General features: G+C 68.4%; 2 protein-coding genes and 1 pseudogene. 1 reads left to right on the forward strand and 2 read right to left on the reverse strand.

The features are described from left to right. The first annotated feature begins 432 nt into the window (after positions 1-432). Entirely contained in the window at positions 433-4,602 is a 4,170-nt protein-coding gene (locus tag AB0N07_RS48655; protein ID WP_365847075.1) for a beta-galactosidase, read from the forward strand. Positions 4,603-4,668: 66 nt separating this feature from the next. Here the strand turns inward: AB0N07_RS48655 and AB0N07_RS48660 are convergent, their stop codons facing one another. Further along, complete coding sequence (locus tag AB0N07_RS48660; protein ID WP_365847077.1) at positions 4,669-7,995, reverse strand: lectin; 3,327 nt, start codon at positions 7,993-7,995, stop codon at positions 4,669-4,671. A 389-nt stretch (positions 7,996-8,384) separates the two neighbouring features. Next, positions 8,385-9,439, reverse strand: a pseudogene (locus AB0N07_RS48665) (transcriptional regulator); the annotation flags it as partial.

The raw sequence follows: 9,439 nt of genomic DNA on the forward strand, positions 1-9,439 counted from the left end.
GACCTCAACCCCCTGACCGTGCTCCGCGACCTCTTCGCCGGAAACCCCTGGCTGCCACCCGCTCACGCGTAATCAACGACCTGAGCAGTCACCGCCGACGACCCAGCCCTGGGGACGCCGCTCGGTGTGGCTGCGCGACCCGGACGGCAACGTCGTCAGCCGCTATCAGGATGCGTGACGCCCGCTCCCCCGCACTCGCTTCCCTCACGAGCGCGCGGCCAGTCCTGCTTCACCGGGAGCTCATGGACCGCCGACCTCACCGCCTCCACAGGTGACGGGCCGTCAACACCGGCCGTTCATGCGGATTTCATGCCGCCACTGCCATCGCAACCGTGCGCTCCCGCCCCATTGTGTTGCGTCTTGCGTGGCTCTACTGTTCGACTTTGCCTGAGTCTGTTTGATGCTGATTGCTCAGGCGGTCTGGAGGCCGCAGTGCGAAGTGATCGGTTCGGTTCAGAGGCTGCGAGACCCGCCCGCGGTCGGTGGTGGAGGGCGGTCCTTGCGACAGCCGCGACCATCGCCCTGGCGGCGGGCATGACCGCGGCGGCGCAGGACAGGGGCGGCAGGGCCCCCGCCGCCGCGTCGGCCGCGAGTCCACCGACGCACACAGTGAAGCTCGACGGCTATTCGTTCCTCGTCGACGGCAAGCGCACCTATCTGTGGTCCGGCGAGTTCCACTACTTCAGGCTCCCGAGTCCGGATCTGTGGCGCGACATCTTCCAGAAGATGAAGGCCGCCGGATTCAACTCCACCTCGCTGTATTTCGACTGGGGCTACCACTCACCGAAGCCGGGTGTGTACGACTTCACTGGGGTGCGTGACGTCGACAAGCTGCTGGACATGGCGCAGGACGCCGGGCTCTACGTGATCGCTCGCCCGGCGCCGTACATCAACGCGGAGGTCGACAGCGGCGGTCTGCCCGGCTGGATGACCACCAAGGCCGGACACAACCGCAGTGACGACCCGCAGTTCCTGAAGTACGCGGACGAGTGGCTGACGCAGATCGACCGGATCATCGCCCGGCATCAACTGACCAACGGCACCGGGTCGGTCATCGCCTACCAGGTCGAGAACGAGTACTACAACGGCTCGGCCGCCGGCCGCTCCTATATGCAGCACCTGGAGGACAAGGCCCGTGCCGACGGCATCACCGTGCCGCTGACCGGCAACAACAACGGCACCTTCAACTCCGGTGCGGGAGCCCTGGACGTCGACGGCCCGGACTCGTACCCGCAGGGATTCAACTGCTCCAATCCCTCGAAGTGGAACGGCGTCCCCGACATCGGTTACGACCACCCGGACGGCAAGCCGCTGTACTCGCCCGAGTTCCAGGGCGGCGCCTTCGACCCCTGGGGCGGGCCGGGCTACGACAAGTGCGCCCAGCTGATCAACGACCAGTTCGCCAACGTGTTCTACAAGCAGAACATAGCCGTCGGCGCGACCGCTCAGAGCTTCTACATGACCTACGGCGGCACCAACTGGGGCTGGCTGGGCATGCCGGAGAACTACACGTCCTACGACTACGGCGCCGCGATCCGCGAGAACCGCCAGCTCGATCCGAAGTACTACGAGGACAAGCTCATCGGGTACTTCACGCAGTCGGTTGCCCCGCTGACCAAGACCGAGGCGATCAGGGCCACACCGCCGGACGACTCCGCGGTCGTCGACACGGCCCGGATGAACCCCGACACCAAGACGCAGTTCCACGTCCTTCGGCACGGCGACTCCACCTCCACGGCGGTCGACAAGACCCATATCTCGCTGGACTTCAACGCCCAGCCCTCCGCGGACACCACCTACACCTGGGACGACCCCGACTCCGCGCTGCAGTACAGCGGTTCGTGGTCGCACGTGGCCGACCAGAACTACACCGGGGGCGACTACAAGCACACCGAGTCGTTCTCCAGCAAGGCCGGCGACTCGCTCACCGTCCCCTTCGACGGCACCGCGATCCGCTGGATCGGCTCAAAGACCAACAACCACGGCAACGCCGACGTCTACCTCGACGGCACCAAGGTGGCGACGGTCGACGACTCCGGCGGCGAAAGCCAGGCGGTCATCTTCCAGAAGACCGGTCTGACGGCCGGATCACACACGCTGAAGATCGTCGTCGCCGGGAACCACAGCTCGGGATCCACCGACAACTACGTGTCCATCGACGCCATCGACGTGCCGAGCGGTACCGCCGCCGCGCAGCCGACCTACCCCGTCGTCCCCCAGCAGCCGGGCACCGCGATCACCCTCGACGGGCGCGACTCCCACGTGATCACGGCCAACTACCGGCTCGGTGACGCCCAGTTGCAGTACTCGACCTCGGAGATCATGACCAGCGCGGCCATCGGGAACCGGGATGTCGCCGTGCTCTACGGCGATCCGGGCAGCGACGGAGAGACCGTGCTGCGCTACTCCTCCGAGCCGACCGTGACCACCAGCGGCGGCACGGCCACCACCACCTGGGACAAGGACACCGGTGACCTGCGGCTGAACTACACCCACAAGGGCCTGCTCCGCATCAGCATCAGCGGCGGCGGAAAGCCCCCACTCCTGCTGCTCGTCGGCGACAAGGCCACCGCCAACACCTTCTGGCGTCAGGACACGGCGAGCGGCCCGGTACTCGTCCGCGGCACCCACCTGCTGCGCACGGCAACCAGCCTGGACGGCGCGCACACCCTGGCGCTCACCGGCGACAACGCCGACGACAAGAACATCGAGGTGTTCACCGCTGCCGACCACGTCACCTGGAACGGCAGGACACTGAAGACCCGGGCCACCGACACGGGCAGCCGCACCGGGACGATCCCCGTGGCCGCCCCGGTCCACCTGCCGGCCCTGACGACCTGGAAGCACGCCGACGAGTCCCCCGAAGCAGCCGCCGCCTTCGACGACACCAGTTGGCAGGTGGCCGACAAGACCACCACCAACAGCGTCTCCGGCGTCAACTCGCTGCCGGTGCTCTACGCGGACGACTACGGCTTCCACACCGGAAACACCTGGTACCGCGGCCGCTTCCACGCGACCGGCAAGGAGACCGGCATCCACCTGGTCTCGGACTCCGGCGGCGACGCGCAGGCGTTCACCGCCTGGCTGAACGGCACCTTCCTGGGCAGCTCCACCACAGGCAGCGCCGACTTCACCTTCCCCGCCGGTTCGGTGAAGTCGAAGGGCGACAACGTCGTCTCCGTGCTCACCGTGAACATGGGACACGAGGAGGACTACAACTCGACCAACGGCAACAAGACCGCGCGCGGACTGACCAGCGCCTCCCTCGTCGGGGCGCCGCTGACCTCCGTCACCTGGCGGCTGCAGGGCGTACGAGGCGGCGAGGACCTGCAGGACACCGTGCGCGGCCCGCTCTCGACGGGCGGCCTGTACGGCGAGCGCGCCGGCTGGTCCCTGCCCGGCTACCCGGACGACAAGTGGAACCGGGTGTCCCTCCCGACGGCCGACACCCGTCCCGGAGTCTCCTGGTACCGGACCGACGCGACACTGGACCTGCCGCGCGGCCAGGACACCTCGCTGGGGTTGACGTTCACCGACGACCCGTCCCGCAAGTACCGCGCGACGATCTTCGTGAACGGCTGGCAGGTCGGCAACTACGTCAACTACCTCGGCCCGCAGCACACCTTCCCGGTCCCCAACGGAATCCTCGATCCGAACGGCCGCAACAGCATCGCGATCGCCGTGTGGAACCTGGACGGCAGCACCGGCGGGCTGGGCAAGGTCTCGCTCACCGATTACGGCAGCTACGCCTCGTCCCTGCGCGTCGCGCAGAACGACAGCCCGCGCTACGACCACAAGAAGTACGCCATGCCCGAGCGACCGGGAGCGGATGTCGCCCTGGACGTGCCCGACACCGCTCAGCAGGGCCAGGCCTTCACGGCCGAGGCCACGGTGCGGGTGCCGAAGGACCGGCCGTCCGCTTCCGAGCTGACGGCCTCGCTCTCCGCGCCCGACGGCTGGAGCGTCAGCGCCCCGAGCCCCGCTTCGGTCAAGCGCGTACAGCCCGGCGGATCGGCCACCTTCACCTGGAAGGTCCAGCCGCCGACCGGGACGCTGCCGTCCGCCTCGGCGCTCACGGCGACGGTGCACTACCAGCAGAGCGGACGGCAGGCCGTGGGCGACGACGAGCGCATCGTCCGCGGAATCCCGCCCGCCCCGCCGGCCGGCAAGAGCGCGGTGAGCGACCTGCCGTTCCTGTCGTCCACCAACGGCTGGGGCCCGGTGGAGCGCGACAGCAGCGTCGGCGAACAGGCGGCCGGGGACGGCCGTCCGATCACGATCAACGGGGTCGGCTACACCAAGGGCCTGGGCACCAACTCGGTCAGCGACGTCGAGCTCTATCTCGCCGGAAACTGCTCCCGGTTGACGGCGGACGTCGGCGTCGACGACGAGACGGGAGGCGCGGGAACGGTCACGTTCTCCGTGATCGCCGACGGCAAGACCTTGGTGACCACGCCGGCGATCCACGGCAAACAGGCCGCGGTGCCCATCGACGTGGACGTCAGCGGCACCCAAGTGGTCGACCTCAAGGTCGGTGACGCCGGCGACGGCAACGGCAACGACCACGGCGACTGGGCGACGCCGACACTGACGTGCGGTTAGCGTGAGGACCGCTTCCCGGGCGGGTGCCCGGGAAGCGGCCCTGCACGATCAGTACCGCCAGGGCCCTTACTGACCGAAGCCGTAGGCGAACAGGTGGTCGGTGCCCGTCGAACCCGTCACCGGCAGCGTGATCGAAGCCACCTGCTTGGACGCATCCAGCGGGACCTTCGTGGCGAAGACGTAGGTCTTGACGCTGTCCCGGCCTCCGCTCGCGGTGTTGCGGTACGACATCGTGACGGCCGTCGTATCCCCCGCAATCGGCTTGCCGGCCCCGCCGTTCAGTGTCCAGTCCGAGAAACCGACCGTCGCCTTCGAGGTGGTGCCGTCGGTGTAGGTGACGGTCACCGTGCCCGAGATGCCGTCGGTCGGCGCGTTGGTCGCCGCGCCGAGCAGACCCAGCGACGCACCCGAGGTACCGGCAGGCATCGGGATGGTCTGGCCGGCCATCTCCAGGTTGTCCAGCTGACCGGAAGTCACCGTCGGCCAGTTGTAGGAGATCCCGTCGACCGTGACGGTCGAGCCGCTCGTGACACCGGCCGCCGACAGCGCGTTCTGCGAGAACGCCCAGCCGTCGTTGTCGAAGCCGCCCGAGAAGGTGGCGCCGTCGGGATAGATGCCCTCGTTGGTGTTGTACGGCCACAGCGCACCGGCCTTGGCCACGGCCACACGAAGGCTTGCGCCGCTCAGCGTCGCGCCGGTGCTGTGGTCGCTCAGCGCAAAGGTGACCGGGTAGGTCCCCTCGCTCGTCCCGGCCGTCACGTGGATCTTCGCCTCGGCGCTGCCCGAGGCGGGCACGGTCAGCGAGCCGGACGACGTGTCCAAGGTGACGGCGGAGGGCGCCGTGGCCTTCCAGTCGACCGTGACGGCCTTGCTGCCGAGGTTGGTCAGGTCGAGGGTGCCGTCACCGGACGCGCCCGGCTGGAGCACCAGGCCGTCGCTGGTGGGGCCGGTCGCGGCCAGCACCCGGCTGCCGCCCGTGGTGTCCGACGGTGGGGCCGCAGACGGGTCGGACGCCCAGGAGGTGTCGGGCTGGGTACCGAGCGTGAAGTCGATGCTCCCCGCGCCCTTGAACTGCCCGTACGTCAGCCAGGAGGTGTTCCAGTCCTTGCCCTTGACCTTGAGCGACTGCACGTACGGCGCGTCGGGCGCGGCCTGCGGTGCGTTGATCCGCACGGTCCTGCCGCCGGCGAGGGTCGCCTGGGCCACCGGGAAGGCCGGGCTGCCGAGCGCCAGGGTGTCCGTGCCCGGGGTCTCGGGATACATGCCGAGTTCGGACCAGACGTACCAGGAGCTCATCGCGCCGAGGTCGTCGTTGCCGAACGAGCCGACCGGAGCGTTGAAGTACAGCTTCTGCTGGGCTTCGCGTACAGCGGCCTGGGTCTTCCACGGCCGGCCCGTGTAGTCGTACTCCCAGGGGATCTCCACGCTGGGCTCGTTGCTCAGGTCGGCGTTGGTGTTGCCGGGATTGGTGATGTTGTCGAGGAGGCTGTCCAGGAAGGACGAGTACGCCTTGGCTCCGCCGCGTGCCTGGATGAGCTGCTGCAGGTTGAACGGGACCATGGGGGTGTACTGGGCGGAGGTGCCCTCCACGAAGCCGTTGGAGGTGCCGGGGGTGAATCCGCCCGCGAACTGGCCGTCCTTGTTCTTGGCCTGCAGATAGCCGGTCTGGGGGTTGAAGACGTTCATCCAGTCCTGGGCCCGGGTGGCGAACTTCTGGTAGACGTCCGTCTTGCCCAGGGACTTCGCGAACGCGGCCAGCGCGTAGTCGGCGGAGTCGTACTCGAGTTGGGTGGAGACGGGGCCGTAGAAGTTGCAGCAGCCGTAGCCGTTCTCGTCCAGCGGGAGATAGCCCTTCGCGTCCCGTACGGCCTCGCCCGGGCGGTCGTTGTTGGCGGCGGTGGCCTCGTGCTGGAGAGCGGCCAGCGCCTTGTCCGTGTCGAAGTTCGTCGCGCCGAAGGCGTAGGCGTCGGTGATGATGCCGGCGGCCGGGTCGCCGACCATCACGTAGCTCTCGCCGTTGTTCGAGGCCCACTTGGGCAGCAGACCGGTCTGGTCGTAGCCGTTGAGCATCGAGGTGACGACGTCACTCGCGACCTTGGGCTCGACCATCGCCATCAGCTGGGTCTGGGAGCGGTAGGTGTCCCAGCCCGAGTAGTTGGCGTACTGGGCCCGCTGGCCCTTGGCCAGTCTGTGCACCTGGTTGTCCATGCCCATGTACTGGCCATTGCCGTCGGAGAAGACGTTCGGGTGCAGCAGCGCGTGGTAGAGGGCCGTGTAGAACTGCGTCTGCTGGTCGGAGGTTCCGCCGCCGATCCGGAGTTTGTTGAGCACCGCGTTCCAGGCCTGGTGGTTGGTCTGCTGGACGTCGTCGAGGCTCCAGGTGTTGATCTCGGTGGCGAGGTTGTCCGCCGCGTTGGCGTCGTTCGTGTACGAGATGCCGACCTTCGCGCTCACCGTGGGGTCGGTGGAGGTGTCGAAGGTCAGGTACATGCCGTTCGCGCCCGTCGTGGGGGGCTGGGCCGCCCGGGTCGTGGCCGACGACCGGGGTGCGGTACTGGCGCTCGGTGCCGGGGACGGTGTGCCGGAGGCCTTGCCGCTGCTCCCGTGGATCGTGGGGGCCGGCTTCGCCGGGACCGTGAAGTGCTTCTCCTTCAGCGGGTCCGGCGTCGAGGTCTGCGGTGTCCGGCGGACCTTGCCCGCCTTCAGCGACGTCGCGTCCGGGTTGATGGTGGTGCCGACCCAGGTGCCGCTCTCAGTGAACGGCTGGTCGAACTTGATGTCGAAGTGCAGCGTGTACCTGTTCTTGGCACCGCAGAAGTGGCCGCTGTCGATCGCGCCGCTGATCTCCCGGTCGTTCACCACCTGGACCCGGGTGCCGTCCACCTGCGTGGCACCGCCGCTGAGCTTGAACAGCAGGTTCGCCTGTTGGCCGGCGGGGAAGGTGAAGCGGCCGAGGCCTGCGCGGGTGGTGTCGGTCAACTCCGTCTTGACACCGTTCGCGTCGGTGACCTTGTAGGAGCCGATGCCCGCCTGCTCGTCGCTGTGGCTGAAGCCGACGGAGGCGTCGCCGAGGCTGCCGGACAGCGCTCCGGTCACCGGCAGGACGGGCAGGTCACCCGCGACCGGGCAGCCGGGGCCCGAAACGTGGGTGAGGCTGAAGCCCGAGATCTTGTTGTCGTTGTACTCGTAGCCGCCGCCGTCGGGGCGGTCGGGCGTCGTGTCGGGGCCCCACTGCACCATGCCCGCCGGCATGTCGGGACCAGGGAAGGTGTCCACGGCACCGGAGGTGCCGATGAGGGGGTTGACAAGGGACGCGGGATCCTTCACGAAGGCCGGCGTCGCGGTGCTCGCGGCATCGGCGCTGCCCGCTGCCGTGAGCGGCAGGGCGACCATGCCCAGCACGCAGACTGCCGCCAGGCGCTGACGGCGTCTCTTTCGATCACGTGGCGCAGCTGAACGTCGGGGTCTCACCATCGGTTGCCTCCGCAGCAGTTCGTGCTTCGCACATCAGGTGTCGGCGCTCGGAGAACGACGCAGCGCCGACGGCAGACAACGTTGTCGGGTGCCTTCTCCGTGCAACCTGACAACGTTGCCATCCACGAGTGTCGAGTGAAACGCCTGAGCTGATGGGATGTCAACGAGGCCAACCGGACTTTCTGAGGGTGGAGTTCACCGATGGTCACACCCGCCGGGGCCGGGGTCGTCGATGACGATGCCGGCGAGCGTACGGTGCGGCTCCGCTCCGGGGGCGCCTGCGGACCAGGTCGGTACCGCAGTTCACCTCAGTTGTCGCGCTCGTCGATCGGGCCGGTCCCGGCGTCGACGCTGTAGACGTCCTTGAGCTTCACCTCGGTGACCCCGCGGCCCTCCGGGAAGACCGCGCGCCAGTCGCCGATGACGTGCAGCTCGTCGGTGCCCATCGCGCGGACCACCATCAGGCCCTGGTCGTATGCGCGGTGAGCCTTCCACCACAGGTTCGCGAAGGCCTGTGAGCGGATGAGGTGCATCCAGTCGGTGCGGTACAGCTCCCGGTTGTAGTTCGACTCCCCCAGTGTCGAGACGAACTTCGAGTACATCGCCTTGATGTACTCCAGCGTCACTTCGTCGTCTTCGGCGATCGCCCGGTCCCGGGCGTCCTTGAGCGCGACACGGAATTTCTCCAACAGGCCTTCGGTGGCCCCGGAGGTCCACGATTCGTGGATCCGAGGCGGGTCGCACAGCCCGTACTTCGGACCCGAGATCCGCAGCAGCAGCCGCAGCGTCGGTTCGGTCACCCACAGCGGTCCCGGCTCGTCCCGGCTGCCGATCGGGTTGGGCAGGTGGGCGTCGTGGTCCCAGTCGGGCGGGGTGATCAGGTGGACGCCGGCGCGGCGCGGGTTGTGCTGGTTGCCGGTGGAGTGCTCCAACTGGCCGAGCGGCAGATGGGTCTTGAGCGCGCTCAGATAGGCGCCGTTGACGTCGAGCGCGGTGACCTCGTGGACACCGGGCGGCAGTTCGGGCCGCGCCCACTTGGGGCGGGCCTCCCAGATCTGGTCCGCGCCGCGAGAAGACTGCTTGCGCAGGACGTCGGGCAGCCACGGGTGCGCCACGATGTCGTAGCGTCCGCCCTTGCGGCTGTGGTCCAGCAGTGCCATGGCGTCCGGGATCGCCCGCTTCACCAGCGCCTTGGTCGCCGCCTCCACGTCACCGCAGTGCTCGGCGAGCGCGGCCGCGACCGCGGAACCGATGAGGTCCCGTATGCCCTTGCCGCAAGGCCGGGAAGTTAAGGCTGGCTGGGGCGCTGTCCAGGCGCGGGTGGGCGTGCTGGCCCTGCGGTGAATGACGAACGGGACCGCTG

The organism is Streptomyces sp. NPDC051172, from assembly GCF_040682555.1.
Classification (GTDB): domain Bacteria; phylum Actinomycetota; class Actinomycetes; order Streptomycetales; family Streptomycetaceae; genus Streptomyces.